General features: G+C 56.7%; 26 protein-coding genes. 12 read left to right on the forward strand and 14 right to left on the reverse strand.

The features are described 5' to 3' along the window. Positions 1 to 1071 (reverse strand): catabolic alanine racemase DadX, encoded by a 1071-nt coding sequence (gene dadX / locus ACMGG5_RS20015; RefSeq protein ID WP_420278409.1) that lies wholly within the window; start codon positions 1069 to 1071, stop codon positions 1 to 3. Positions 1072 to 1080: 9 nt separating this feature from the next. Continuing rightward, positions 1081 to 2379, reverse strand: a complete 1299-nt coding sequence (locus ACMGG5_RS20020) for a D-amino acid dehydrogenase (protein WP_267215002.1) — start codon at positions 2377 to 2379, stop codon at positions 1081 to 1083. Positions 2380 to 2700: 321 nt separating this feature from the next. Here ACMGG5_RS20020 and ACMGG5_RS20025 point away from each other — a divergent pair, with 321 nt between their 5' ends. Beyond that, positions 2701 to 4233 (forward strand): SpoVR family protein, encoded by a 1533-nt coding sequence (locus tag ACMGG5_RS20025; protein WP_024909810.1) that lies wholly within the window; start codon positions 2701 to 2703, stop codon positions 4231 to 4233. A gap of 110 nt (positions 4234 to 4343) precedes the next feature. Here the strand turns inward: ACMGG5_RS20025 and fadR are convergent, their stop codons facing one another. After that, positions 4344 to 5063, reverse strand: coding sequence for a fatty acid metabolism transcriptional regulator FadR (fadR, locus tag ACMGG5_RS20030; protein WP_024909809.1), 720 nt, complete (start codon positions 5061 to 5063; stop codon positions 4344 to 4346). A 201-nt stretch (positions 5064 to 5264) separates the two neighbouring features. Between fadR and nhaB the strand changes: the two genes are divergently transcribed. Next, positions 5265 to 6803, forward strand: coding sequence for a Na(+)/H(+) antiporter NhaB (nhaB, locus tag ACMGG5_RS20035; protein WP_061714894.1), 1539 nt, complete (start codon positions 5265 to 5267; stop codon positions 6801 to 6803). A 143-nt stretch (positions 6804 to 6946) separates the two neighbouring features. Continuing rightward, on the forward strand, positions 6947 to 7477 hold the full coding sequence (gene dsbB, locus ACMGG5_RS20040; protein ID WP_024909807.1) for a disulfide bond formation protein DsbB: 531 nt from the start codon (positions 6947 to 6949) through the stop codon (positions 7475 to 7477). Between the two features lie 125 nt (positions 7478 to 7602). Here the strand turns inward: dsbB and ACMGG5_RS20045 are convergent, their stop codons facing one another. From ACMGG5_RS20045 to ACMGG5_RS20055, 3 genes are all read right to left on the reverse strand, one after another. Continuing rightward, the gene (locus tag ACMGG5_RS20045; RefSeq protein WP_024909872.1) at positions 7603 to 8043 is read right to left on the reverse strand and encodes a YcgN family cysteine cluster protein; all 441 of its coding nucleotides are present in this window, start codon (positions 8041 to 8043) and stop codon (positions 7603 to 7605) included. A gap of 93 nt (positions 8044 to 8136) precedes the next feature. After that, positions 8137 to 8796: a fumarylacetoacetate hydrolase family protein gene (locus ACMGG5_RS20050; protein WP_420278410.1), complete on the reverse strand. Its 660-nt coding sequence runs from the start codon at positions 8794 to 8796 to the stop codon at positions 8137 to 8139. 47 nt (positions 8797 to 8843) lie between these two features. After that, complete coding sequence (locus tag ACMGG5_RS20055; RefSeq protein WP_029742143.1) at positions 8844 to 9119, reverse strand: YcgL domain-containing protein; 276 nt, start codon at positions 9117 to 9119, stop codon at positions 8844 to 8846. A 123-nt stretch (positions 9120 to 9242) separates the two neighbouring features. Here ACMGG5_RS20055 and minC point away from each other — a divergent pair, with 123 nt between their 5' ends. From minC to minE, 3 genes are read left to right on the forward strand one after another with little or no spacing between them, the layout of a single operon-like run. Next, positions 9243 to 9950, forward strand: coding sequence for a septum site-determining protein MinC (gene minC, locus ACMGG5_RS20060; protein WP_023312186.1), 708 nt, complete (start codon positions 9243 to 9245; stop codon positions 9948 to 9950). A gap of 23 nt (positions 9951 to 9973) precedes the next feature. Then, complete coding sequence (gene minD, locus ACMGG5_RS20065) at positions 9974 to 10786, forward strand: septum site-determining protein MinD (protein WP_420278412.1); 813 nt, start codon at positions 9974 to 9976, stop codon at positions 10784 to 10786. A gap of 3 nt (positions 10787 to 10789) precedes the next feature. Continuing rightward, the gene (minE, locus tag ACMGG5_RS20070) at positions 10790 to 11056 is read left to right on the forward strand and encodes a cell division topological specificity factor MinE (protein WP_024909868.1); all 267 of its coding nucleotides are present in this window, start codon (positions 10790 to 10792) and stop codon (positions 11054 to 11056) included. 86 nt (positions 11057 to 11142) lie between these two features. Here the strand turns inward: minE and rnd are convergent, their stop codons facing one another. From rnd to ACMGG5_RS20095, 5 genes are all read right to left on the reverse strand, one after another. Further along, positions 11143 to 12270: a ribonuclease D gene (gene rnd, locus ACMGG5_RS20075; RefSeq protein ID WP_420278413.1), complete on the reverse strand. Its 1128-nt coding sequence runs from the start codon at positions 12268 to 12270 to the stop codon at positions 11143 to 11145. A gap of 71 nt (positions 12271 to 12341) precedes the next feature. Further along, a complete protein-coding gene (fadD, locus tag ACMGG5_RS20080) occupies positions 12342 to 14027 on the reverse strand; it encodes a long-chain-fatty-acid--CoA ligase FadD (protein ID WP_073961507.1) in 1686 nt (561 codons plus the stop codon). Between the two features lie 203 nt (positions 14028 to 14230). Next, positions 14231 to 14812 carry a Slp family lipoprotein gene (locus tag ACMGG5_RS20085; RefSeq protein ID WP_061714891.1) on the reverse strand — a complete coding sequence of 194 codons (582 nt, stop codon included), beginning with the start codon at positions 14810 to 14812 and terminating at the stop codon, positions 14231 to 14233. Positions 14813 to 14849: 37 nt separating this feature from the next. Further along, complete coding sequence (gene tsaB / locus ACMGG5_RS20090; RefSeq protein ID WP_024909864.1) at positions 14850 to 15545, reverse strand: tRNA (adenosine(37)-N6)-threonylcarbamoyltransferase complex dimerization subunit type 1 TsaB; 696 nt, start codon at positions 15543 to 15545, stop codon at positions 14850 to 14852. A 66-nt stretch (positions 15546 to 15611) separates the two neighbouring features. Next, the gene (locus ACMGG5_RS20095) at positions 15612 to 17522 is read right to left on the reverse strand and encodes an ATP-dependent DNA helicase (protein ID WP_024909863.1); all 1911 of its coding nucleotides are present in this window, start codon (positions 17520 to 17522) and stop codon (positions 15612 to 15614) included. A gap of 133 nt (positions 17523 to 17655) precedes the next feature. Between ACMGG5_RS20095 and ACMGG5_RS20100 the strand changes: the two genes are divergently transcribed. Further along, entirely contained in the window at positions 17656 to 18000 is a 345-nt protein-coding gene (locus ACMGG5_RS20100; RefSeq protein WP_008500498.1) for a RidA family protein, read from the forward strand. A gap of 6 nt (positions 18001 to 18006) precedes the next feature. On the opposite strand, the gene ACMGG5_RS20105 is transcribed toward ACMGG5_RS20100, so the two are convergent. Next, positions 18007 to 18189: a YoaH family protein gene (locus ACMGG5_RS20105; protein ID WP_008500497.1), complete on the reverse strand. Its 183-nt coding sequence runs from the start codon at positions 18187 to 18189 to the stop codon at positions 18007 to 18009. Positions 18190 to 18250: 61 nt separating this feature from the next. Between ACMGG5_RS20105 and pabB the strand changes: the two genes are divergently transcribed. The 4 genes from pabB to ACMGG5_RS20125 all read left to right on the forward strand — a co-directional run bounded on the left by pabB (position 18251) and on the right by ACMGG5_RS20125 (position 23440). Continuing rightward, a complete protein-coding gene (gene pabB, locus ACMGG5_RS20110; protein ID WP_407860008.1) occupies positions 18251 to 19576 on the forward strand; it encodes an aminodeoxychorismate synthase component 1 in 1326 nt (441 codons plus the stop codon). Positions 19577 to 19582: 6 nt separating this feature from the next. Continuing rightward, positions 19583 to 20161, forward strand: coding sequence for a CoA pyrophosphatase (locus ACMGG5_RS20115; RefSeq protein WP_045908238.1), 579 nt, complete (start codon positions 19583 to 19585; stop codon positions 20159 to 20161). A 185-nt stretch (positions 20162 to 20346) separates the two neighbouring features. Beyond that, complete coding sequence (gene sdaA / locus ACMGG5_RS20120) at positions 20347 to 21711, forward strand: L-serine ammonia-lyase (protein ID WP_024909859.1); 1365 nt, start codon at positions 20347 to 20349, stop codon at positions 21709 to 21711. 130 nt (positions 21712 to 21841) lie between these two features. Then, positions 21842 to 23440, forward strand: a complete 1599-nt coding sequence (locus tag ACMGG5_RS20125) for an EAL domain-containing protein (protein WP_420278414.1) — start codon at positions 21842 to 21844, stop codon at positions 23438 to 23440. A gap of 6 nt (positions 23441 to 23446) precedes the next feature. Here ACMGG5_RS20125 and yoaE read toward each other — a convergent pair whose 3' ends face one another. Together yoaE and ACMGG5_RS20135 are read right to left on the reverse strand one after the other, a co-directional pair. Next, complete coding sequence (yoaE, locus tag ACMGG5_RS20130; RefSeq protein ID WP_032647743.1) at positions 23447 to 25006, reverse strand: CNNM family cation transport protein YoaE; 1560 nt, start codon at positions 25004 to 25006, stop codon at positions 23447 to 23449. Beyond that, positions 24994 to 25203, reverse strand: a complete 210-nt coding sequence (locus tag ACMGG5_RS20135) for a protein YoaL (RefSeq protein ID WP_071994519.1) — start codon at positions 25201 to 25203, stop codon at positions 24994 to 24996. The genes yoaE and ACMGG5_RS20135 overlap by 13 nt, the downstream gene beginning before the upstream one ends. A gap of 265 nt (positions 25204 to 25468) precedes the next feature. Between ACMGG5_RS20135 and manX the strand changes: the two genes are divergently transcribed. After that, positions 25469 to 26434: a PTS mannose transporter subunit IIAB gene (gene manX / locus ACMGG5_RS20140; RefSeq protein ID WP_032647745.1), complete on the forward strand. Its 966-nt coding sequence runs from the start codon at positions 25469 to 25471 to the stop codon at positions 26432 to 26434. Positions 26435 to 26475 lie beyond the last annotated feature (41 nt).

The following is a 26475-nucleotide window of genomic DNA, read 5'->3' on the forward strand; positions in this document are numbered from 1 at the left end:
TTACACCGTCACAACCGGCACTCTCGGCGCCAGGGCGCACATCAATTCGTACCCCACCGTGCCCGCCGCGGCAGCAACGTCATCAATCTTAATTTCGTTACCCCACAGCTCGACCGGTGAACCGATGCCCGCCTGCGGGCATGGCGTCAGGTCAACGGCCAGCATATCCATTGAGACGGTGCCCACCGTTCCTGTGCGAACCCCATCGACCCAGACCGGCGTACCGGTCGGCGCGATGCGCGGGTAGCCGTCGGCATAGCCGCCCGCCACGATGCCAATCCGCTGCTCGCCCTTTGCCCGGTAGCGGCTGCCGTAGCCCACCGTGTCACCGGTCTTGAGCGTCTGAACGCCAATGATTTCACTGCGCAGGGTCATGACCGGCTTCAGGCCACTGTTGGCGATATCCTGCCACTGGCCTGAGGGAGACGCACCGTACAGAACGATCCCCGGACGCACCCAGTTATAGTGCGCCTCGGGATGCCACAGCGTGGCCGCCGAGTTCGACAGCGAGCGCGGGCAGTCCAGCCCTTCTGCCGCCTGCTCAATGCGGACCATGGCATCGGCAATCCCGTCAGGTTGTTCCGCGTCGGCAAAATGCGCCATCAGCGTCATTTCACCTACGTTCTTCAGCGCGCGCAGCTGCTGCCAGACCGTATGCACCCGCTCAGGCTGGAAGCCCAGGCGGTTCATGCCGCTGTTCACCTTAAGATAGATATCCAGCGGAGCATGGAGCTTCGCATCCTGAATCGCTTTGATCTGCCAGTTGCTGTGCACGCTGGTGGTCAGCCGATACTTATCCAGCAGCGGCAGATCGTCGGCGTGGAAAAACCCTTCCAGCAGCAGAATAGGCCCTTTCCAGCCGCGCTCGCGCAGCAGAATGGCCTCTTCAAGATTAAGTAACGCAAAGCCGTCGGTGGCGCTCAGGGCGCTCCAGATACGATCGATACCGTGGCCGTAGGCATTCGCTTTCACCACCGACCAGACGCGCGAACCAGGTGCCGCCCGACGAACAATTTGCAGATTATCCTTCAGGGCCTGCAGGTTCAGCTGGGCCAGAACAGGACGGGACATGACAGCTCCTTAGTTATGCGCGCCGTGCAGATGCTGTGGACGCGAAGGCGTAAACCCCGATTGATAGCGTGCAGCGCTTAAATCGTCAAACGGAATTGCCGGCGTGCGCCCGGAAATCAGGTCGCTCAGCAATTGGCCCGATCCGCAGGCCATCGTCCAGCCAAGCGTGCCGTGGCCGGTATTGGTCCACAGGTTTTTAAACGGCGTGCGGCCCACGATCGGCGTGCCGTCCGGGGTCATCGGACGCAGGCCGGTCCAGAACGTCGCCTGCTCCACAAAGCCACCGCGCGGGAAGAGATCGCCCACAACCATCTCCAGCGTTTCACGACGCGGCTGCAGCAGCTCGGTGTTGAAGCCGACAATCTCCGCCATGCCGCCTACGCGGATGCGGTTATCGAAGCGGGTAATGGCGATTTTGTAGGTTTCATCCAGAATGGTCGATACCGGAGCACCGCTCTCTTCTTTCACCGGAATGGTCAGCGAGTAGCCCTTGAGCGGGTAGACCGGAATGTCGAGAATACCTTTCAGCATGGCGGTGGAGTACGAACCAAACGCCATCACGTAGGCATCGGCTTTGATCACCTCGTCGCCGCACTTCACGCCGTAAATTTTTTCCCCTTCCGACAGCAGCTTGTCGACAGAGGTGTTAAAGCGAAACTTCACCCCCGCCTGCTCGCACATCTGCGCCAGACGCTGCGTAAAGAGCTGGCAGTCGCCGGTTTCGTCGTTCGGTAGGCGCAGGCCGCCTGTCAGCTTATGCGCCACTTCCGCCAGCGCCGGTTCAACCTGACCAAGCTGGCTGGCTTCCAGCAGCTGGTACGGTACGCCAGCATCTTCCAGCACGGCGATATCGCGGGTGGCATTTTCGTACTGCTGCGCCGTGCGGAACAGCTGCAGCGTTCCGCCCTGACGGCCTTCGTACTCAATCCCCGTCGACGCGCGCAGCGCTTTCAGGCAGTCGCGGCTGTATTCCGCCAGGCGCACCATGCGCCCTTTGTTCTCCATGTAGTGGCGGGTGTCGCAGTTGCGCAGCATCTGCCACATCCACTTCAGCTGGAACTGCGTGCCGTCAAGGCTGATGGCCAGCGGCGCGTGGCGCTGGAACATCCATTTAATCGCTTTCAGCGGAACGCCCGGCGCAGCCCACGGAGCGGCATAGCCGGGAGAGATTTGCCCGGCATTCGCCGCGCTGGTTTCGAGCGCCGGACCGGATTCACGATCGATAACGGTTACGTCATGTCCCGCCTGACTTAAATACCAGGCGCTGGTTACCCCAACGACACCACTTCCCAGTATGACAACACGCATAGCCACTCCATTATGTGCAAAAGAACAATCTTCTAATTACAGATTGATAACCTAGTTGAAAATATTATTCAACATATGACTTTTTTATGGTGACTTACCTCACACATCCCCCAGCATCAGGGGATAGTGCTAATTTGGTATCTCCTGCTGCGCGTTATTTTTAACCAGCATAATATGCTGAGACATACCGTTTATTTGCCGTATCAAAAACGCGAAATCGCAAAGAAAAAATTTCTGCCCCAGCACGCTTTTTAACACGTTGATCTATGCTTGAAAGGAGGCTCTCCAGACAGAGAGAGCACCCACAACGAGGGCGCGCTAATGGCTACTATTGATTCCCTGAACAAGGACAACACACGTCTGAGCGATGGACCCGACTGGACCTTCGAGCTGCTGGATGTTTACCTCGCCGAAATCGACCGGGTCGCAAAACTGTATCGTCTGGATACCTATCCCCATCAGATTGAAGTCATTACGTCCGAACAGATGATGGACGCCTACTCCAGCGTCGGGATGCCGATTAACTATCCACACTGGTCGTTTGGTAAAAAATTTATTGAAACGGAGCGGCTGTATAAGCACGGCCAGCAGGGGCTGGCGTATGAGATTGTCATTAACTCCAATCCGTGTATCGCCTATTTAATGGAAGAGAACACCATTACCATGCAGGCGCTGGTGATGGCGCACGCCTGCTACGGGCACAACTCCTTTTTCAAGAATAACTACCTGTTCCGCAGCTGGACGGATGCCAGCTCCATCGTCGATTACCTGATCTTCGCCCGTAAATATATTACCGACTGCGAAGAGCGCTACGGCGTGGACGAAGTGGAAAAACTGCTCGACTCCTGCCACGCGCTGATGAACTACGGCGTGGACCGCTACAAACGTCCGCAGAAAATCTCCCTGCAGGAGGAGAAAGCGCGACAGAAAAGCCGCGAAGAGTATCTCCAGAGCCAGGTGAACATGCTGTGGCGTACCCTGCCGAAACGTGAGGAAGAAAAAGCGGTCGCCGAAGCGCGTCGTTATCCGTCCGAGCCGCAGGAAAACCTGCTCTATTTTATGGAGAAGAACGCCCCGCTGCTGGAGCCGTGGCAGCGTGAGATCCTGCGCATCGTGCGCAAGGTGAGCCAATATTTCTATCCGCAAAAGCAGACGCAGGTGATGAACGAAGGCTGGGCGACCTTCTGGCACTACACCATCCTCAACCACCTGTATGACGAGGGTAAAGTTACCGAGCGGTTCATGATGGAATTCCTCCACAGCCATACCAACGTGGTGTTCCAGCCGCCCTACAACAGCCCGTGGTACAGCGGCATTAACCCGTATGCGCTTGGCTTTGCCATGTTCCAGGACATTAAGCGTATCTGCCAATCGCCAACGGAAGAAGACAAGTACTGGTTCCCGGATATCGCCGGCTCTGACTGGCTGGAAACGCTGCACTTTGCGATGCGCGACTTCAAGGATGAGAGCTTCATCAGCCAGTTTATGTCGCCGAAGATCATGCGTGACTTCCGCTTCTTCACCGTGCTGGACGACGACCGCAACAACTATCTGGAAATCTCCGCAATCCACAACGAGGAGGGTTACCGTGAGATCCGCTCTCGCCTCTCTTCCCAGTACAACCTGAGCAACCTTGAGCCGAATATTCAGGTGTGGAACGTCGATTTGCGCGGTGACCGCTCCCTGACGCTGCGCTATATCCCGCACAATCGCGCGCCGCTGGATAAAGGGCGCAAAGAGGTGCTGAAGCATGTGCATCGCCTGTGGGGCTTTGACGTGCAGCTGGAGCAGCAGAATGAAGACGGGAGCGTCGAGCTGCTGGAACGCTGCCCGGCGCGGTTGAATACGCTGTAGTTTTTTTGCCGGGTGGCGGCTACGCCTTACCCGGCCTACGGGTTTTGTAGGCCCGGTAAGCGAAACGCCACCGGGCGAAAAAAAACCTCTCATACGAGAGGTTTTTTATTTCAGCGGCTCTGAATCGCCAAATCGCCCGGCAGCGTTTTCTGCATGCGGTGCCAGATTTCACCGGAATCATGACCGTAGCGGCGCACCGTCTCATAAACCTGATCGTGCAGGCCTTCAGTACAGAGTTTGCTCAGCTTATGGTAGAAGCCCAGCGCAAGGCTACGCGCTTCCGGATTGGCAAAGTAGTGGCGGCCGATGCGGGTATAAAGCCCTTTCATACCGTTGAGGATCAGGCCATACACCGGGTTGCCGGAGGCAAACGCCAGGCCGCGAAACACGTTGTAATCGAGGGTGGCAAAAGCATCGGCGTGATCTTCCACCTCGTTCGCTGTGGCCAGCACCGCAAGGGCGTCTTCCGGATGCTGACGGAAAGCGGTACGAATAAAGATCGTCGCGATGTTGGTGCGAACGGAGAGCAGATTATCAATGAGCTGCGGCACGCTTTCATGGTCGAGACGCGCCAGCGTTTCAAGAATGTTCAGCCCGGACGTTTCCCAGAAGTTGTTTACTTTCGTCGGCTTGCCGTGCTGGATAGTCAACCAGCCATCGCGCGCCAGCCGCTGGAGCACTTCACGCAGCGTGGTGCGAGTGACGCCAATCAGTTCAGAGAGTTCGCGTTCAGCCGGAAGAATGGACCCCGCAGGGAAACGATTATTCCAGATGCTTTCAATGATGTACTCTTCCGCGAAACCCGCCGGGCTCTGCGCCTTAATGACCATAGTGAGATTTCCATTACACAGCTTTAGCAAATTGGACTCATCATACCAGAGGCAGCCAGTGGCAGGTAGCACGGCAAAGAGAGAAAAGAGGGATCGCCGTTTCATTTTTGTGAAATTTACAATGCAGCCTTATCCGCCTCCAGGCCGCGATTTTTGCGTATACTGATGTTTTGTCTTACTTGACGGGGATGGACGTCTGTCGTGGAAATTTCTTTTGGGCGCGCACTGTGGCGCAACTTTTTAGGCCAGTCTCCGGACTGGTACAAACTTATACTTCTGGTGTTCCTGGTCGTTAACCCCCTCCTCTTTAGCGTAAACCCGTTCATTGCCGGGTGGCTGCTGGTGGCGGAGTTTATCTTCACCCTGGCCATGGCGCTGAAATGTTATCCGCTTTTGCCGGGCGGACTGCTGGCGTTTGAGGCCGTCGTCATCGGCATGACCCGCGCCGAGCACGTCAAAGCCGAGCTGGCATCCAATCTCGAAGTGCTTCTGCTGCTGATGTTTATGGTGGCGGGCATCTACTTTATGAAACAGCTGCTGCTGTTTATCTTCACGCGCCTGCTGCTCAGCATTCCGTCGAAAATGTTGCTCTCGCTGGCGTTTTGCCTTGCGGCCGCCTTCCTGTCGGCCTTCCTGGATGCGCTGACGGTCGTCGCGGTGGTGATAAGCGTAGCGGTGGGGTTTTACGGTATTTATCACCGCGTGGCCTCCTCTCGTCCGGGCGAGGATTTGCAGGATGACAGCCACGTCGATGCGCATAATCGTGAGGTACTGGAACAGTTTCGCGCCTTCCTGCGCAGCCTGATGATGCATGCTGGCGTCGGTACCGCGCTGGGCGGCGTGATGACCATGGTGGGCGAACCGCAAAACCTGATCATTGCCAAAGCGGCGGGCTGGCACTTCGGTGAGTTCTTCCTGAGAATGGCGCCGGTGAGCGTACCGGTGCTTTTCTGCGGGCTGGCGACCTGTCTGCTGGTGGAGAAGTTTCGCCTCTTTGGCTATGGGGCCCAGCTCCCGGAGCCGGTACGTCAGGAGCTGCATAAATTCGATCTGCAGAGCCGACGCCAGCGGACGCGCCAGGAGACGCTGCGTCTGATTGCCCAGGGGATCATCGGCGTCTGGCTGATCGCCGCGCTGGCGTTCCATCTTGCCGAAGTGGGGCTGATTGGCCTGTCGGTCATTATTCTCGCCACCACCTTTACCGGCGTGACGGACGAGCATGCCATCGGTAAGGCGTTTACCGAAGCCCTGCCATTTACCGCCCTGCTGGCGGTGTTCTTTGCCGTCGTGGCGGTGATAATCGACCAGCATCTGTTCGCGCCGATTATTGCCTTTGTCTTAAAGGCATCGCCGGATGCTCAGCTGTCGCTGTTTTACCTGTTCAACGGCCTGCTCTCGTCGATCTCAGATAACGTCTTCGTCGGGACGGTCTATATCAACGAGGCCAAAGCGGCTATGGAGCAAGGCGTTATCAGCGCCGGACAGTTTGAGCTGCTGGCCGTGGCGATCAATACCGGCACCAACCTGCCATCGGTGGCGACGCCAAACGGCCAGGCCGCCTTCCTGTTCCTCCTGACCTCCGCCCTCGCGCCGCTCATACGACTTTCTTATGGCAGGATGGTGTGGATGGCGCTGCCCTATACGCTGGTGCTCACGATCGTGGGATTGCTTTGCGTCAAAATTACCCTCATTCCCTGTACGCAATGGTTGATACAAGCGGGTATACTTGCGGCGCAATAAACACTGCATCTCGGGCAGTTCGCTGCCCGTTTGCCTTTTCGCACGATAAACATCCAATTACGTTTTATTTCGCCAGGTACAGGTGGCGCGAAAAACGAATTCGTTTACACTGCGATTTCTAAGCATGTTCCAGGGAAATGATTATGTTGAGATTTTTAAACCAGTGCTCCCGCGGTCGCGGAGCGTGGTTGTTAATGGCCCTGACCGCCTTTGCGCTGGAAATGGTCGCGCTGTGGTTCCAGCATGTAATGGGACTCAAACCTTGCGTGCTTTGTATTTATGAACGCTGCGCACTGTTCGGCATTATGGGTGCGGGCCTGGTGGGCGCGATTGCCCCAAAATCGCCGCTTCGCTATGCCGGTATTGCCATCTGGATATACAGCGCCTGGAAAGGAATTGAACTCTCCTGGCAGCACACCATGATGCAATTGCATCCGTCACCGTTTATGACCTGTGATTTTGCCGCCCGCTTCCCGAGCTGGCTGCCGCTGGACAAATGGCTGCCGCAGGTGTTTGTCGCATCCGGTGACTGCTCCGTTCGTCAGTGGGAATTCCTGACGCTGGAGATGCCGCAGTGGCTGGTGGGTATTTTTGCCGCCTACTTCGTCGTGGCGCTGCTGGTGCTGATTGCCCAGCCGTTCAAACCGAAGAAACGCGATTTGTTCGGAAGGTAAAAGCAAAACGGCAACCTCGGTTGCCGTTTTTAGTGTTTGCGCCCTCTCCCGTGGGAGAGGGTTGGGGTGAGGGCATCAGGCCGCACAAACACAATAAAAAACCCGCCGAGGCGGGTTTTTTATTGTCAACGGGTCGGGTGGTTCATGATGTGATCTTCCCAGTCACGCACCTCGGACTCTTTCACGGCGATGTGGCGCACTGAAATGCGCTCACCGTGCATCGCCGCTTTTGAACCGGTTAACAGCGGATGCCAGTCAGGCAGACCTTTCCCTTCCGCCAGCAGGCGATACGCGCAGGTATGCGGCAGCCATTCAAAGGTGGGCAAATTATCCCGGGTTAACTTGATGCAGTCCGGCTCAAACTCGAAGCGGCGCTCATAGTTGCGGCACTGGCAGGTCTTTATGTTTAGCTGCTTGCAGGCAACGTTGGTGAAGTAAATCTCGTCCGTATCTTCATCCATCAGCTTATGCAGGCAGCACTGACCGCAGCCGTCGCATAAGGATTCCCATTCCGCGTCCGTCATGTCGTCGAGAGTTTTGCTTTGCCAGAAAGGGATGTCGTTCATCAGGATGTCCACACGTCAAAAGAAAGCGCACCTTATAACGAGTCTGGCACGTCGATGCAAGTTTTGCCGCCCTTTTCAGGCGGCAAGAGGAGATTACAGCACGCGGGTTTTCAGCGACAGGCCGTTAAAACCGACCTCAAGCTCGTCACCGCTGAGCAGCGGGCCAACACCTTCTGGGGTTCCGGTCAGGATCACATCGCCCGGCTTCAGGGTAAAGAAGCGGCTCATGTAGGCGATCAGCGGCACAATCTTATGGATCATGTCTGCCGTGGTCCCCTGCTGGCGGATTTCACCATTAACCTTCAGGCTGAGCGGGGTGTCCTGCGGATCGTCGGTAAATTCGCTCACCGGCACAAACGCCGAGATCGGGCAGGAATTATCAAACCCTTTGGCTTTTTCCCAAGGCTGCCCGGCTTTCTTCATTTTGCCCTGCACGTCACGTAGCGTCAGATCCAGCGCCACGCCGTAGCCGGCAATCGCTTTCTGAACATGATCTTCGGAGGCCTGACGCAGCGTTGCGCCGATCAGCACGGCGAGTTCAACTTCGTGGTGCACCGAGCCCAGCCCCTGCGGCAGGGCCAGCGGCTGGCGGATATCGCAAAGCGCCGTTTCAGGCTTAATGAACAGAACCGGCTCTTCTGGCGTCGCGCTGCCCATCTCCTGAATATGTTTTGCATAGTTGCTGCCCACGCAGACGACTTTGCTGACGGGATAATCCAGTAATGCACCTTGCCAGTTGTGATGTTGATACATGGTCGACCCCTAAACGGTTGATGTGTTGTGCCCAAAAACAGTTGAGACTATTTTTTACCGTTCGCCTCAAGATGCTGTTTTAATAAATTCTCGGGTGGCGGTGGAAGCTGTAAATAATAGCCTTGCTCGGCTAAGGCCGTTTTTACTTTATCCAGATCGGCATTAATCAGTTTCTTACGACCATCAAGCGGCAGCAGCATCGCCAGCTGTGGTCGGCCAAAGTTCTTCATTAATTCTTCAGGCACGCGTGAAAAATCGTCTTTCTTTTCGACATAAAGATAGGTCTGGTCACGGCTTGTACTTCTGTAGATCACACAAAACATGTTTTTACTCTGAATTAATGGGTGGTTGCTTGCCTCAATATACTCCTGACTATAACATGCCTGATACTCTTCGGAATATCGCAGCGAGTGGTTGCGGTTAATAGCAAATTGAGTAAGGCCAGGATGTCAAACACGCCCATCGAGCTTAAAGGCAGTAGCTTCACCTTATCAGTGGTACATTTGCATGATGCAAAACCCGAGGTTATTCGTCAGGCGTTAGAGGACAAAATCGCCCAGGCTCCCGCCTTTCTGAAGCACGCCCCTGTTGTTATCAACGTTAGCGGTCTTGAGGCTCCGGTTAACTGGAAACTTCTCCAGCAGGCCGTCTCCTCGACCGGACTGCGTATCGTGGGCATCAGCGGCTGCAAAGATACTGAGCTGAAAGCGGAAATTGAGCGTGCGGGGCTGCCTCTTCTGAATGAGGGCAAAGAAAAAGCCTCGCGTGCAGCACCCGTTGCCGTGCAAACGCCCCCTCCTGCGGTGCAAAACGTTACTACCGTCACAAAAACGCGAATGATTGATGTGCCGGTTCGTTCCGGTCAGCGCATTTATGCACCAAACTGTGATCTGATTGTTACAAGCCACGTCAGTGCTGGCGCTGAGCTGATTGCAGATGGCAACATTCACGTATACGGTATGATGCGTGGACGTGCGCTCGCGGGTGCAAGTGGCGATCGAGACGCGCAAATATTTTGTACTCACCTGACGGCGGAACTGGTGTCCATCGCAGGTGAATATTGGCTGAGCGACAAGATCCCAGCCGAATTTTATGGCAAAGCGGCTCGCCTGCTTCTGGCAGACGACGCGTTGACCGTTCAACCGTTGAATTGATCCCTTTTTAACAAGGAATTTCTATGGCACGCATTATTGTTGTTACTTCGGGTAAAGGAGGCGTTGGCAAGACCACCTCCAGCGCGGCCATCGCTACTGGTTTGGCCCAGAAGGGAAAGAAAACCGTCGTTATCGACTTCGATATCGGCCTGCGTAACCTCGACCTCATCATGGGATGTGAGCGTCGCGTCGTGTATGACTTCGTGAACGTCATTCAGGGCGATGCCACGCTGAACCAGGCGCTGATTAAAGACAAGCGCACCGAGAACCTCTACATTCTCCCGGCCTCTCAGACGCGTGACAAAGACGCCCTGACCCGTGAAGGGGTAGAAAAGGTGCTCGACGAGCTGAAAAAAATGGAGTTCGACTTCATCGTCTGTGACTCCCCTGCCGGTATCGAAACCGGTGCCCTGATGGCGCTCTACTTCGCTGATGAAGCGATCATCACCACCAACCCTGAAGTTTCATCCGTGCGTGACTCAGACCGCATTCTGGGGATCCTCGCCTCTAAATCCCGTCGTGCGGAAAATGGCGAAGACCCGATTAAAGAACACCTGCTGCTCACCCGCTACAACCCGGGCCGCGTGAACAAAGGTGACATGCTGAGCATGGAAGACGTGCTGGAGATCCTGCGCATTAAGCTGGTGGGCGTTATCCCGGAAGATCAGTCCGTGTTACGCGCCTCTAACCAGGGCGAGCCAGTGATCCTTGATACATTGGCAGATGCAGGTAAAGCTTACGCCGATACCGTTGACCGTCTGCTGGGAGAAGAACGTCCTTTCCGCTTCATTGAAGAAGAGAAGAAAGGTTTCCTCAAACGCCTGTTCGGAGGATAAGTTATGGCATTACTGGACTTTTTTCTCTCGCGGAAAAAGAACACCGCCAACATCGCAAAAGAACGTCTGCAAATTATCGTTGCGGAGCGTCGTCGTAGCGACGCCGAGCCTCACTACCTGCCGCAGCTGCGTAAGGACATCCTGGAAGTGATCTGTAAGTACGTGCAGATTGACCCGGAGATGGTGACGGTGCAGCTGGAACAAAAAGACGGGGATATTTCGATTCTGGAGCTGAACGTTACGCTCCCGGAAGCGGAAGAGTCACGTTAATCCGTTTGTGGTTTTGTAGGCCGGGCAAGCGTCGCGCCGCCCGGCAATCTCCCCGGTGGCGCTACGCTTACCGGGGCTACACTTCTTTAGCGTGGGTATGCTTCCAGCAGCGTATTCAGGCGATCGGCCATCAATTCCCCGCGCCATCCCGCCATCATTTCCGGTACGCCATTCTGCGGCTTCAGCTTCCAGTGCCAGTTCAGCAGCTGGTTAATCTGACGACGTGAGGCGAGCAGTTCAGCGCTTAGCTTGCTTTCCGTTGCAACGTTCTGCACCAGCGCTTTGATCTCCTTAAACGCTTTGCGATAGCCCGGCATATCCATCAGGTTCAGCAGCGGTTCCGGCAGCGCATCTTCCGGCAGCTCCTGCGCTTTTGCGACCAACGCCAGCAGGGTTTTGCCGTGGAAGCGGATCTCGCTGCCCGAAAGCCCAATGCTGTCCAGCTCGCCCAGGCTGCCCGGCATATAGCGCGCCACCGCCCAGAGATGTTCTTCGCGAACCACAAAGTTAACGGCCAGATCGCGCTCGCGCGCTTTACGCAAACGCCAGTCTGCCAGCAGCTGCAGGCACGCCAGCTGACGCGTACGCAGCTGCCAGGCGTTGCTGATGTCGCGCCAGGCCTCTTTCGGGTCAACGACTTCCTGACGACGCTGCTGGGTCATACGACACTCGTCGAGCGCCGCAGGCAGCCATCCGGAGGCTTCTGCCTCTTTCATTAACTGTCCGGCAATCGGCAGCAGGTAAAACACGTCTGCCGCCGCATACTCCAGCTGACGCTCGGTTAGCGGACGCGCCAGCCAGTCGGTACGGGATTCACTTTTATCCAGCGTCAGCCCCGTATACTCCTCTACCATGGCAGCAAAGCCCCATGAGAGCGGACGATTGCTGAATGCCGCAAGGATCTGCGTGTCAATCAGCGGCTGGGGCATGATGCCAAAGGTGTTCAGAAAGACTTCCAGATCTTCACTGCCTGCGTGCAGGTATTTCGTCACGGCGGTATCGAGCAGCAGGTCACGCATCGGCGTCCAGTCGGTAATGCCGAGAGGGTCGATCAGCGACACGTGTTTACCGTCGTACATCTGAATCAAACCCAGCTGCGGATAATAGGTCCGGGTACGGACAAACTCGGTATCCAGGGCAATGGCAGGAAAGTCGCGCGTCACTTCGCACAGCGAAGCCAGCTCGTCGTTGGTCGTGATCATCTGGTAATTCAAAACGGGTTCTCTTTTGTTTGCGCCCATAAAAAACGCCGGCTTAACCGGCGTCTGGGCGATTAGCGTGAAGCTCAGGCCTTATTGTCTACTTTGCCACGGGCTTCGTCACGTAATTCTCGTCGTAATATCTTCCCGACGTTGGATTTCGGCAGCTCGTCGCGGAATTCCACCAGCTTCGGCACCTTGTAGCCCGTCAGCTGACGACGACAAAACGTTACCAGCGCTTCCTCGGTGAGAGAAGGATCTTTCTTGACCACAAATATCTTCACCGCTTCACCGCTGCTGCCGGAAGGCACGCCGACTGCCGCCACTTCGAGCACGCCGCTGTGCTGCATAACCACGTCTTCGATCTCATTCGGATAGACGTTGAAACCGGAGACCAGGATCATGTCTTTCTTACGATCGACGATGCGCAGGAAGCCCTCGTCATCCATCACCGCAATATCACCGGTGTGCAGCCAGCCGTCTTTGATGATTTCGTCGGTCGCATCGGGGCGCTGCCAGTAGCCCAGCATCACCTGCGGACCTTTGACGCACAGCTCCCCCGGCTCGCCCGGCGCGACTTCGTTATCGTTATCATCGACCAGTTTGGCCTCTGTGGAAGGAACCGGCAGACCAATGCTTCCACTGTGATAGTCGATATCATGCGGGTTAACGCTGACCAGCGGCGCGCATTCCGTCAGGCCATAGCCCTCCAGCAAATACTGACCGGTGAGCTTCACCCAGCGCTCGGCGACCGCCTGCTGAACCGGCATGCCTCCGCCCGCTGAGAGATGCAGCGTGGAGAAATCCAGCTGCTGGAACTCTTTGTTATTCAGCAGCGCGTTAAACAGGGTGTTTACCCCTGTCATGGCGGTGAACGGGTATTTCGCCAGCTCTTTCACCAGGCCCGGGATATCGCGCGGGTTGGTGATGAGGATGTTCTGACCACCCAGTTCAATAAACAGCAGGCAGTTCATGGTCAACGCAAAGATGTGATACAGCGGAAGCGCGGTGATCACCACCTCTTTGCCCGGATGCAGCAGCGGCCCGTAGGTGGCGTTTACCTGTTCAAGGTTTGCCAGCATATTGCGGTGGGTAAGCATGGCCCCTTTGGCGACGCCGGTGGTCCCGCCTGTGTATTGCAGAAACGCAAGATCTTCCGCGACCACTTCGGGTTTCACATACTGCATACGGTAACCCGCATGCAGCGCGCGGCGGAAGGAGATGGCGTCCGGCAGATGATATTTTGGCACCAGACGTTTGACGTATTTGACGACAAAGTTAACCAGCGTGCCTTTAGCTGTGGAGAGCTGGTCCCCCATGCGCGTCAGGATGACGTGTTTCACCTGGGTTTTGTCGACCACCTTTTCCAGCGTATGGGCAAAGTTGGACACAATGACAATCGCAACCGCGCCGCTGTCGTTCAGCTGATGCTCCAGCTCGCGCGGGGTATACAGCGGGTTGACGTTGACGACGATCATCCCGGCACGCAGGATACCGAACAGCGCCACCGGGTATTGCAGCAGGTTCGGCATCATCAGCGCGACGCGATCCCCTTTTTGCAGCCCCAGCCCTTCCTGCAGATACGCCGCAAACGCCCGGCTGCGCTCCTCCAGCTTACGGAACGTCATCACCTCGCCCATATTCACAAATGCGGGCTGGTCCGCGTAGCGCCTTACCGAGTGTTCAAATAATTCCACCAGGGATTGATAACGGTCAGGATTGATCTCAGCAGGAACATCTGCGGGATAACGGTTAAGCCAAACCTTCTTCAATGCATCACCTCTGAAATGAGTGTTCGTCGTCATCACAACCCCGATAATAAACAGTTTGTTAACATTATATTAACTCAGCGTACCAGTTTATTAATTGTTCAGATTTAAGGTTGCGAAGCGCGTCACTCTTTTTTTTCATTTTATCCGTAAAAAAACAGAGACAGCGGCTGAGCCGCTGTCTCTTTTCTAACAATAACAGTAAGTTACTCAGTAACGATCGTCTGAACCTGTGCAGGGCCCGGGTTGTACCAACCCCAGCCCGGGTAGCCATAACGATAAGGATGTGGACCCCACATCCACGGATCCATCGGCTGAGGCGGCATGATCACCTGCTGTGCCAGCCGCCAGCGTTTATACCCGTTGACCTGCATGGTCATAAATTTGTACGGCGTGTTGCCGATTTTGCCCTGCACGGCGCCGGTAATCGGCCCGACGACGGTCACCAGCTGTCCGCGGAAATCGACCGGATCGAGGAAACCGCTGACGTCCGCGTAGATACGTCCCCGGGAGGCCTCGCCCAGTACAGGCCGCGCGCCGCTGTCCAGCGGAACGGTGGCGATCTCCAGACGGGTTTTCCCCTGCTGGTTTTGTACGTCTATGACCTTACCGCCAAAGCGTGCTTCCTGGCCGACGTACAGCTCAGGGGCATTCATCACCCGAACCAGATCCTGCTGTGGCGTCGGGCTGCTGCCCTTAATCGCATCAGGAACGGAAACGCATCCGCTCAGTGCTATGGCAACTGCGCCTGCCATAATAAGGCGTACTACTTTAGTCTGAACCGCCATGATGCGACTCCTTTTTCTCAGTTCCTGTTACTGAGATTCACTCGCGGCCCGGAAGTTTCTTCCACGCGACGGTGTTTCGCAAATAAACCGGCTCCGCCTGTTCAACGGCCACGGTTTTTCCTGCTGCGAGCAGCTGGCTGGCAATCGGAAGCATATCTTCAGCAGCCGGGAGCAGCATGTTGCCGTCCACCAGCGTCAATCCGGTGTCGTTCGCCATCTCAGGCCACGCTGGCCAGCCCGTGCCGACGGTCGCCCACTCGCCGGACAGCTGCTTCAGTCGTTCTGTGACCGCTTCTGGCTTAAGCACGGCTTCCGTCTCTTCGCCGTGCCACACGCCCTGCTCGTCGCGGGTGTATTCGGCCCAGTAGACTTCGCCCATGCGGGCATCAATCGCTGCCAGGACGCGCGTTGCCCCGGTCATGCGCCATGCGCCCTGCGCCATGGTGGCAAGGGTAGAGACGCCGATCATCGGCAGTTCGGCGCCCAGCGCCAGCCCCTGCGCAATGCCAATCCCGATACGTACGCCCGTAAAGCTGCCGGGGCCGCGGCCAAAGGCCAGCGCGTCGAGGTCGGTTAAGGAGGTGTTGCCCTGGGTTAAAATGGCTTTTACCAGGGGCAGAATGCGTTGGGTGTGTTCCCGGGGGCACTCTTCGAAATGGGCAGAAACAGCACCGTCGTTCAACAGAGCAACAGAGCAAGCCTCTGTCGCGGTATCAATAGCCAGAATTCGCATCAGTCGTCGCGCTCTCGCAAGGGTCAGTCACAAAATGGCGCGCATCTTAGCACACTCCGGGGTAAATTACTCCGCCGTTGGGTTTGCCAGGAAACGCACCGCGCGTTTTATGTCCCGCGTCCGCGGCGCGGGCGGCAGGCTTGCAAGGAAAGTCGCACCGTAAGGACGCATCACCAGCCGGTTATCGCAGATGACCAGCACGCCGCGATCGGTGACGTCACGGATTAAGCGCCCTACCCCTTGCTTAAGCGTGATGACCGCATCCGGCAGCTGTACCTCGTCAAACGGATCGCCGCCGCGCAGACGGCAGTCTTCCATCCGCGCCTTCAGCAGCGGATCGTCCGGGGAGGTAAACGGCAGCTTATCAATGATCACCAGCGAAAGCGTGTCGCCGCGCACGTCCACCCCTTCCCAGAAGCTGCTGGTTGCGACCAGCAGGGCATTACCGGCGCTGACAAACTGCTGTAACAGCTGGCCTTTGCTGGTTTCGCCCTGCAGCAGCACCGGTAGGGTCATCGTGGCGCGGAACTGCTCGGCGAGATCGCGCATCATGGCGTGGGAGGTGCAGAGCATAAAGCAGCGGCCGTTGTTGGCCTCGATCATCGGTTTTAGCATTGCAGCCAGATGGCGCGCAGCACCCGGCTGGTTCGGCAGCGGCAGATTACGGGGAACGCAGAGCAGCGCCTGTTTTTCGTAGTCGAACGGGCTGGGCAGGAGCAGCGATTCCGCCTGCTCAATGCCGAGGCGCTCGGTGAAGTGGTGCAGATCGTCATTCACCGACAGGGTTGCCGAGGTAAAGATCCAGCTTCCCGGCTTTTGCGCCATCACCTCTTTGAATTTATCAGCAACCGTCAGCGGCGTGAGCGCCAGCGTGAAATGCCGCGAGGTGCACTCGTACCAGTAGCTGTACCCCGGCTGGTTGATCTCTTTCAGCCGTTTGAGCCGACCGCGATAGAGCGTAGCGCGCTCGAAGGCTGCATCCAGCAGCGCGGAGCGGCCGAGGGACAGTTTCGCCACGTCGTAGCAGAGCTCCAGGGCGTCATCGAGCAGCAGCAGCGCGCGCTGGATATTTTTGTCCGCCAGCAGCTCGCGCAGGTTGCCGCGATAGCCCGGCTCGCCGAGCTGTAAACGGAAATCCTGCGCGCTCTGCGCCAGGCGGTCGGCGCACTTCTGCAGCTGCTGGGTATCTTTGAGTTCGGTCCGGTAAGCAATGGTGAAATCTTTCGCCAGATCCTGCAACTGACGGCTGGAGAGCGACTGGCCGAAGTACTGGCTGGCGATATCCGGAAGCTGGTGCGCTTCATCAAAGATCATCACGTCCGCCTCGGGGATCAGCTCGCCGAAACCGCTGTCCTTGACCACCATATCCGCGAGAAACAGGTGATGGTTTACCACCACGACGTCGGCATCCATCGCCGTTTTGCGCGCTTTCACCACGAAGCAGTCTTTATACAGCGGGCAGTCGCTGCCGAGGCAGTTGTCGTTGGTGCTGGTCACCAGCGGCCAGGCCGGGGAATCTTCCGGCACGCTCGCGCAGGTGCTGATATCGCCCTCTTCGGTCTGGTTCGCCCATGACCGAAGGATAATGACGTCGCTCAGCGTCTGTACCGGCAGATCGCCGCCCGCCAACGCCTGCTGCTCAAGGCGCTCCAGGCAGAGATAGTTGGAGCGCCCCTTCAGCAGGGCCAGACGTCCCTTGTATTTCAGCGCCTTAGCTACCGTGGGCAAATCGCGGCTGTAGAGCTGATCCTGCAGCGCTTTTGAACCGGTGGAAATAATCACCTTCTTTTTCGCCCGCAGCGCCGGCGCAAGGTAAGCATAGGTTTTACCCGTGCCGGTACCGGCTTCAACCACCAGCGGCTGAGCCTTATCGATGGCGCGTGCAACGGCGTGCGCCATCTGTCGCTGAGGCTCACGGGGTTTGAAGCCGGGGATAGCCTGCGCTAATTGACCTTCAGGGGAAAAATCGTCTGCCACGGTGCTCTCTCACTGTATTTTTGCACAGGGATTATGTCAGCCCATCCTCTCATGTGCCACCCCAAATAGTGACGACAGGAGAACAATATGGCAGTCTTGCCGCCTGATGACGAAAAATAACGAGGAAACGTTTATGACAATTGTGCGCATTGATGCCGAAGCCCGCTGGTCTGATGTGGTGATCCATAACCAGACTCTCTACTACACCGGCGTCCCGGCTAACCTGGACGCGGATGCGTTCGAGCAGACGGCAAATACCCTGGCGCAGATTGACGCGGTGCTGGAAAAACAGGGCAGCGACAAATCCCGCATTCTGGATGCGACGATTTTCCTGGCAAACAAAGATGACTTCGCGGCAATGAACAAAGCCTGGGATGCGTGGGTGGTGGCGGGTCACGCGCCTGTACGCTGCACCGTACAGGCCACGCTGATGAAGCCGGAATACAAGGTCGAGATTAAGATTATCGCGGCGGTTTAAGCCCGATTACTCTTCATCTTCATCCTCGAAACGCGCCACGATCCGCTCGCCGGTATGCGTGGCGCGCAGTTCTTCCGCCACCTGGGAAATCGCCTGTCCGCTGCTCATCCCCTGGGACATCAGTTCCTGAATTCGCTCAACCGCTTTCTGCTGCTGTTCATGGCTCAGAGAAGGTAAACCTGCAAACATCGTCAACTCCTGCTAAATTATTCGCGCTAATTATTTCACGCTGCCCGGTAGTATGCCATACATGAACATGCGCTTCCCCACTGTTATTACCCTGCCCTGGCGGACAGACGCCGCTGAATACTGGTTTGCCCGCCTGAGCCATCTTCCGTTTGCGATGCTGCTGCATTCCGGCCATGCGGATCACCCCTATAGCCGCTTTGATATTCTGGTCGCCGATCCGCTGAAGACGCTGACAACCGATGACCTTTCGCTGACGGACGATCCGCTGGTGCAGCTTCAGCACGACATTAACGCGCTGGGCTTATCTGCCACACCCAACCCGGACCTTCCTTTTCAGGGGGGCGCGCTGGGCCTGTTTGGCTACGATCTGGGTCGCCGTTTCGAAACGCTGCCCGAGCATGCGCAGGCTGATATTCCCCTGCCCGACATGGCCGTCGGGCTGTATGACTGGGCGTTAATTGTTGATCACCAGAAAAAAACGGTTTCCCTGCTGAGCCATCGTGACGTGCAGGCGCGTCTGGCGTGGCTTGAGGCACAGCAGCCTGCACCTGCCGGGCCATTCACGCTGACCTCCGACTGGCGCTCGAACATGAGCGCCGCAGAGTATGGCGAAAAATTCGCGCGCGTTCAGGCATATCTGCAAAGCGGCGACTGCTATCAGGTTAACCTCGCCCAGCGCTTCGAGGCGACATACCGGGGAGATGAGTGGCAGGCGTTTACCCGTCTTAATGCCAGCAATAAGGCGCCGTTTAGCGCGTTTGTGCGTCTGGAACAGGGGGCGATCCTCAGCCTGTCGCCCGAGCGTTTTATTCATCTGGCCGAGGGCACGATTCAAACCCGTCCGATTAAAGGCACCTTGCCGCGTCTTGCCGATCCCGACGCCGACCGCAAGCAGGCGGAAAAACTCGCCGCCTCGCCGAAAGACCGCGCCGAAAACCTGATGATTGTCGATCTGATGCGTAACGACATTGGCCGGGTGGCCGTTCCGGGGAGCGTCCGCGTGCCGGAACTGTTTGTCGTCGAGCCTTTCCCGGCGGTGCATCATCTGGTCAGCACCATTACCGCGCGGCTGCCTGACTCGCGCACGGCCTGCGACCTGCTGCGCGCGGCGTTCCCGGGCGGCTCCATCACCGGCGCGCCAAAGGTGCGGGCGATGGAGATCATTGATGAGCTGGAGCCGCACCGCCGCAACGCCTGGTGCGGCAGCATCGGCTATATCAGTCTGTGCGGCACGCTGGATACCAGCATTACCATTCGTACGCTGACCGCCTGCAACGGAAACCTTTACTGTTCGGCCGGGGGCGGCATTGTTGCCGACAGTGAGGTCGATGCGGAATATCAGGAAACCTTTGATAAAGTTAACCGTATCCTGAAACAACTGGAGTAATCACGGGTGGAAAAAGAGAACCTGACGCTGGATGACTTTTTATCGCGTTTTCAGCTATTACGACCGCAGGTTAACCGCGAAGCGCTGAATCAACGTCAGGCGGCCGTGCTGATCCCGGTCGTGCGTCGCGCGCAGCCGGGCCTGCTGCTCACCCAGCGTTCCGCCCATTTACGCAAGCACGCGGGTCAGGTCGCTTTTCCGGGGGGCGCGGTAGACAGCTCCGACGCCTCGCTGATTGCCGCCGCGCTGCGCGAAGCGCAGGAAGAGGTGGCCATTCCGCCGGAGGCCGTTGAGGTCATCGGCGTGCTGCCGCCCGTCGACAGCGTCACCGGTTTTCAGGTCACGCCGGTGGTGGGCATTATCCCGCCAGGCCTGCAGTATCACGCCAGCGTCGATGAGGTCTCTGCGGTGTTTGAAATGCCGCTGGATGAAGCCCTCCGACTGAGTCGTTACCACCCGCTGGATATTCAGCGTCGTGGGCATGACCATCGGGTCTGGTTGTCCTGGTATCAGCATTATTTTGTCTGGGGCATGACGGCGGGCATTATTCGTGAGCTGGCGTTGCAAATCGGCCTGAAGCCTTGACTATACTTTACATTCCGCCCTCTTCTGCCAGGTTTGCGATCTGCGTCGCGCTATTAGCAAAACCCATCGTTAACCATTAGTTTAATTCATGTGAATAGTTAAGCCGAGGTCGGTGTTCCCTCTTACACTATGCGCAGTTATAACATCGTTACTGGAACCCCGGTAACCCTGTCAGGAGTGTGAAAGTGATTAGTATATTCGACATGTTCAAAGTGGGAATTGGCCCTTCGTCTTCCCATACTGTTGGCCCGATGAAGGCCGGTAAACAGTTCGTCGATGATCTGGTCGAAAAAGGATTACTGGAAAGCGTTACCCGTGTCGCCGTGGATGTTTACGGCTCGCTGTCATTAACGGGTAAAGGCCACCACACCGATATCGCCATTATTATGGGTCTGGCAGGCAACATGCCGGATACCGTTGATATTGATGCCATCCCGGCATTTATCCGCGACGTGGAAACACGCGGTCGCCTGCTGCTGGCAAACGGCCAGCAGGAAGTCGATTTTCCGCAGGATGACGGCATGCGTTTCCGTAGCGACAACCTGCCGCTGCATGAAAACGGCATGACCATTCACGCCTGGAGCGGTGAAAAAGAGATCTACAGCAAGACGTACTACTCCATCGGCGGTGGCTTCATCGTGGATGAAGAGCATTTTGGCAAAGACAGCGTCGGCGACGTCAACGTACCGTACCCGTTCAAATCGGCTACCGAGATGCTGGGCTACTGCAAAGAGACCGGTCTTTCACTGTCCGGTATGGTGATGCAGAACGAACTGGCCCTGCACAGCAAAAAAGAGATTGAAGACTATTTTGCGAACGTCTGGCAAACCATGCGCGCCTGTATCGATCGCGGGATGAACACCGAAGGCGTTCTGCCGGGTCCACTGCGCGTACCGCGTCGTGCCTCTGCTCTGCGCCGTATGCTGGTGACCACGGACAAATTCTCCAACGACCCGATGAACGTGGTCGACTGGGTGAATATGTTTGCACTTGCGGTTAACGAAGAGAACGCCGCCGGTGGCCGCGTCGTGACGGCGCCAACCAACGGCGCGTGCGGCATTGTTCCTGCGGTGCTGGCGTATTACGACCACTTTATTGAGCCCGTGACGCCGGACATCTATATCCGTTATTTCCTGGCAGCAGGTGCCATCGGCGCGCTGTACAAGATGAATGCCTCCATCTCCGGTGCGGAAGTGGGCTGTCAGGGTGAAGTCGGCGTGGCCTGTTCCATGGCGGCGGCGGGTCTGGCAGAGCTGCTGGGCGCAAGCCCTGAGCAGGTCTGCGTGGCGGCTGAAATCGGTATGGAACATAACCTCGGTCTGACCTGTGACCCGGTCGCGGGCCAGGTGCAGGTGCCGTGCATCGAGCGTAACGCGATTGCCTCGGTGAAAGCCATCAACGCCTCACGTATGGCGATGCGCCGTACCAGCGAACCTCGCGTATCGCTGGATAAGGTGATTGAAACCATGTACGAAACCGGCAAAGACATGAACGCGAAATACCGCGAGACGTCCCGTGGTGGCCTGGCCATTAAGGTGCAGTGCGACTAATACTGCCTTTCGCCCATCTGCAACGGATGGGCGAATTTCCCTCTTCTTCCTCGTCTCCCGCTGTTTTCCCCACTACACTTTCACTGTTGCGTCCGGCTTTTGTGGCTGGTGGCTTATCAGGCGACCGTTCATGCAAACTGCACAAACGATCATTAAAAACTATCGCCGAAAACGCGTTATCGTCTGTGTCACGGTTGCGCTCCTCACACTCATCCTGACGTTAGGCATTCGCTTTATTTCACAGCGCAATGTTAACCAACAGCGGATCCTCGATTTTACCAGCCACGCCGTCCGCGCTCTTGATAACATACTGCTTTCTCTGGAGAACCGCCGCAGCGTGCTGCAGCCCCTGGTGGGACAGCCCTGTCCCCAGGCGCACCTGGCGCTGCGAAAGCAGGCCGCCATTTTGCAGACGGTACGCTCTATCGCCCTGATTAAAGACGGTATCCTGTACTGCTCGAGTATTTTCGGGAGCCGCGATGTGCCCGTTCGTGACTTCCTGAAGGAACTCCCCGCCAGCACGACGAAGCTGATTTTATCCACCGACCAGTGGTTGCTTAAGGACAGCCCGATATTGATTCAGTGGTATCCCGTTTCTCAGGACGGTGAAGCAGGCGTCATCGAGATCATCAATATCGATCTGATCGCCAAAATGATCCTCGAGCCCCAGCGCCCGCTTATCAATGACGTGGCGCTAACCGTGGGCGATCGTTTTCTGCGCTATGGTCAACGCGTCAGCGACAGCCTGACGTTTGATGATAAAGACTCTCTTTTCCAGCAGTCATCAACCCGAAATCCTTTCACCATTACGGTCAGCGGGCCAGGTCCTGGAGCATTAGCCTTAAAAAGCCTGCCAGCCCAGCTGCCGCTGGGGCTTATGCTGAGCCTGTTGCTGGGCTATCTCGCCTGGCTGGCGACGGCAAACCGGATGAGCTTTACGTGGGAGATTGATATGGGCATTGCGGGGCGGGAATTTGAGCTTTTCTGCCAGCCGTTGGTGAATGCCCGCACCCAGGCGTGTACTGGCGTGGAGATCCTGCTGCGCTGGAACAACCCCCGTCAGGGTTGGATCACCCCGGAGGTGTTTATCCCTCTGGCAGAAGAACATAACCAGATTGTCCCCCTGACCCGCTATGTCATCGCCGAAACGGTGCGCCAGATAGGCTACTTCCCTTCCAGCGCCGGTTTTCACATCGGCATTAACGTTGCCGCCAGCCATTTCCGTCACGCGGTGTTGATACAGGACCTGAACCGTCTCTGGTTCAGCGCCTTTCCGCGCCAGCAGCTGGTGATAGAACTCACGGAACGGGATGCGCTGCTGGATGCGGATTATCGCATCGTGCGCGAACTGCATCGCAAAGGGGTGAAGCTCGCCATCGACGATTTTGGCACCGGAAACAGCTCCCTCTCCTGGCTTGAGAAGCTGCACCCGGACGTCCTGAAAATCGACCAGTCCTTTACCACCGCCATCGGCACCGACGCCGTGAACTCGACGGTGACAGATATGATTATTGCGCTGGGCCAGCGGCTTGATATTGAACTGGTTGCTGAGGGGGTCGAGACAGAGGAGCAGGCGCGCTATTTGCGCCGCCACGGCGTGCCTGTCCTTCAGGGCTTTTTCTATGCGCGGCCCATGCCGCTACGGGATTTTCCGAAGTGGCTGGCGGGGAGCGCGCCCCCGCCAGCGCGTCATAACGGGCACATCGTGCCCTTAATGCCGCTGCGCTAAGCCGGCTTACTCATCTTCGTCGTGGGCTGATTGTTCTTTAACAATACGAACCATATCAACGCGATAGTCGTTGGCTTCAACGATCGTAATGTGCAGCGGCGAAAGCTCGATCACATCTCCGACGCGCGGGATTTGCCCGTTAACCGCGATCACCAGACCGGCAACGGTCGCGATGTCTTCTTCATCGTTGATCACGTTTTCCAGCCCCAGCGTGTGCGAGAGCGCGTGCAGGTCGGTGGTACCTTTAACCAGCCAGCCTTCACCGTCGGCAACAATCTCTGGCGTTTCGTCTGCATCCGGGAACTCACCGGCAATCGCTTCCAGCACGTCCAGCGGCGTGACCAGCCCCTGCACCACACCAAACTCGTTGGTGACGATAACAAAGCTACCGCGAGCGCGACGCAGCACCCCGAGCAGGTTGATCGGATCCAGGGTTTCCGGCACGACAATCGCAGGCGACGCCGCAGCAACGGCTTCCACGTTGACGCCCTCTTCCAGGGCCACCAGCATCTCTTTCGCCCGCACGACGCCGATGATCTCATCCAGCTCACCACGACACACCGGGAACAGGCTGTGCGGTGAAGAGAGCAGCTGCTGGCGAATTTCATCAACGCTCAGGTTAGCATCGACCCAGCTGATTTCCCCGCGCGGCGTCATGATGCCGCGCAGCGAACGGGAGGCCAGGGAGAGCACGCCGTTAATCATGTAGCGTTCCTGTTCCACAAACGCCCCTTCCGGGACCGGAACCGGATTATGGTTTTCGGAATCAGACTGAACGTTCACCTGACGACGACCGCCCATCAGGCGCAGAATGGCATCTGCGGTACGGGCACGCAGCGGCTGATTCGACTGCTGCTTAATAAAGTTACGACGCGCAATCTGGTTGAACAGCTCGATCAGGATCGAGAAGCCAATCGCGGCGTACAGGTAGCCTTTCGGAATATGGAAGCCAAAGCCTTCCGCCACCAGGCTCAGACCAATCATCAGCAGGAAGCTCAGACACAGCACGACCACCGTTGGATGCTGGTTGACGAAGCGCGTCAGCGGCTTCGAGGCCAGCAGCATAACCGCCATTGCAATAACGACAGCCGCCATCATTACCGGCAGATGGTTCACCATGCCGACCGCCGTGATCACCGCATCCAGCGAGAAGACTGCATCAAGCACCACGATCTGCAGCACGACCACCCAGAAGCTGGCATAGCCTTTACCGTGCCCATCATCGTGCTGACGGTTTTCCAGCCGCTCGTGAAGCTCTGTCGTCGCTTTGAAGAGCAGGAATATCCCCCCGATCAGCATGATTAAATCACGCCCGGAGAAGGTGTAATCCATGACGGAGAACAGCGGTTTGGTCAGCGTGACCATCCAGGAGATGACGGAGAGCAGCCCCAGTCGCATGACCAGCGCCAGCGAGAGACCAATCAGACGCGCTTTATCACGCTGTTTTGGCGGCAGTTTGTCCGCAAGGATGGCGATAAACACCAGGTTATCAATGCCGAGAACAATCTCCAGCACCACCAGCGTGAGCAATCCCACCCAGATTGACGGGTCCATTAAGAATTCCATGACAAGCTCCTGCTAAAGGAATGACGAAACGGTGCCCCACTCAATGTGGGCAAAACAGAGGTAAACAGAGTCGATACGTGGCGAGGATCGCCGGTGAATAAGGCGCGAAATGGCCTGGTAGATGACTGACGTCGGTGACGGTCCATATAGTGGGCTGTAGCCCTATACTCCTGAACAATTAAACGGAGGCTAAACATATCAGAGACACTGTGTTTTTAGCAAAGATTTACGTTCCTTTGCAAAGTTCTGTAACACAGCCGCTTTACGCTACAGATAAATCTGTAACGCGTGGCTAAATTACGGATCTTCATCACATAAATTATTTTTTCACTATCTAAAATAATTCGCGGAAGTCTTAGTTTTTTGAACTCTAACCCTTATCTGAATCGATTCGGTTCGCCAATACGATTCTCAGTACGACTGCCTGGCAGGCGTATTAATGATAATAAAAGGAGGTAGCAAGTGACCATTGCTATTGTCATAGGCACACATGGTTGGGCTGCTGAGCAGCTACTCAAAACGGCAGAGATGCTGTTGGGCGAGCAGGAAAACGTCGGCTGGATCGATTTCGTTCCCGGTGAAAACGCCGAGACGCTGATTGAGAAGTACAACGCTCAACTCGAGAAGCTGGATACCAGCAAAGGCGTGCTGTTTCTCGTTGATACATGGGGCGGCAGCCCGTTCAATGCTGCCAGCCGCATTGTCGTCGATAAAGAGCACTATGAAGTTGTCGCCGGGGTCAACATTCCCATGCTGGTGGAAACCTTCATGGCGCGCGACGACAATCCGGCGTTCGATGAGCTGGTGGCACTGGCCGTTGAAACCGGTCGCGAAGGGGTTAAGGCCCTGAAAGCGCAGCCGGTTGAAAAACCTGCCCCTGCGCCTGCAGCGGCACCAAAAGCGGCAGCACCGGCAAAACCGATGGGCCCGAACGATTACATGGTTATCGGCCTTGCGCGTATTGATGACCGCTTAATCCACGGCCAGGTCGCCACGCGCTGGACCAAAGAGACCAACGTTCGACGCATTATCGTGGTCAGCGACGAAGTGGCCGCCGATACCGTTCGTAAAACCCTTCTGACTCAGGTTGCTCCTCCTGGCGTTACCGCGCACGTCGTGGATGTCGCCAAGATGATCCGCGTTTACAACAACCCGAAATACGCGGGTGAACGCGTGATGCTCCTGTTCACTAACCCGACAGACGTTGAGCGCATTGTTGAAGGCGGCGTGAAAATCACCTCCGTGAACATTGGTGGTATGGCATTCCGTCAGGGCAAAACGCAGGTCAACAACGCCATTTCAGTCGATGCGAAAGATATCGAGGCATTCAACAAGCTGAATGCGCGCGGTATTGAGCTGGAAGCCCGTAAGGTTTCCACGGACCAGAAACTGAAAATGATGGATTTGATCGGCAAAGTTGGGAAATAAGCCCGCGCCGGTTCTCATATAAAGTTTACGTAATAGGAGAA

It is taken from the genome of Enterobacter sp. BNK-34 (assembly GCF_048684445.1).
GTDB classification, from domain to species: Bacteria; Pseudomonadota; Gammaproteobacteria; order Enterobacterales; family Enterobacteriaceae; genus Enterobacter; species Enterobacter pseudoroggenkampii.